The 742-nt window shown below is 48.7% G+C and carries 1 protein-coding gene and 1 pseudogene; both read left to right on the forward strand.

The features are described 5' to 3' along the window. Nucleotides 1–520: hypothetical protein (locus SORDD05_RS10370; RefSeq protein ID WP_419579801.1), on the forward strand; the 520-nt coding region annotated here is incomplete at its 5' end. Nucleotides 521–541: 21 nt separating this feature from the next. Further along, nucleotides 542–742 (forward strand): annotated as a pseudogene (locus SORDD05_RS10375) (hypothetical protein); the annotation flags it as partial.

Here is a 742-nt window from a genome sequence, read left to right on the forward strand (position 1 = left end):
GGCAGACACACTGTTGCTCAAGCTTGTGCTTGCTGAGTGGCTCGCACTGATTGAGGCAGACACGCTGTTGCTCAAGCTTGTGCTTGCTGATTGGCTAGCACTAATTGAGGCAGACACGCTGTTGCTCAAGCTTGTGCTTGCTGATTCAGATGCACTAATTGAGGCAGACACGCTGTTGCTCAAGCTTGTGCTTGCTGAGTGGCTAGCACTAATTGAGGCAGACACGCTGTTGCTCAAGCTTGTGCTTGCTGAGTGGCTAGCACTAATTGAAGCAGACACACTGTTGCTCAAGCTTGTGCTTGCTGAGTGGCTCGCACTAATTGAGGCAGACACACTGTTGCTCAAGCTTGTGCTTGCTGATTGGCTAGCACTAATTGAGGCAGACACGCTGTTGCTCAAGCTTGTGCTTGCTGATTCAGATGCACTAATTGAAGCTGATACAGATGCTGAAGTTGATTCACTTGCAGATACTGATGCTGAAGTGCTTTGGCTTGAGCTTACAGACGCTGAAGCTGATTGACTTGCAGATACTGATGCTGAAGTGCTTTGGCTAGCTGATACTGAAGCTGAAGTTGATTCACTTGCAGATACTGATGCGCTAGTTGATTGGCTAGCTGATACTGATGCTGAAGCCGATTCACTTGCAGATACTGACGCTGAAGCGCTTTGGCTAGCTGATACTGATGCTGAAGCTGATTGGCTTGCAGATACTGACGCTGAAGCGCTTTGGCTAGCTGATACT

Origin of the sequence: Streptococcus oralis, from assembly GCF_001578705.1 — a bacterium.
GTDB lineage: Bacteria > Bacillota > Bacilli > Lactobacillales > Streptococcaceae > Streptococcus > Streptococcus oralis_J.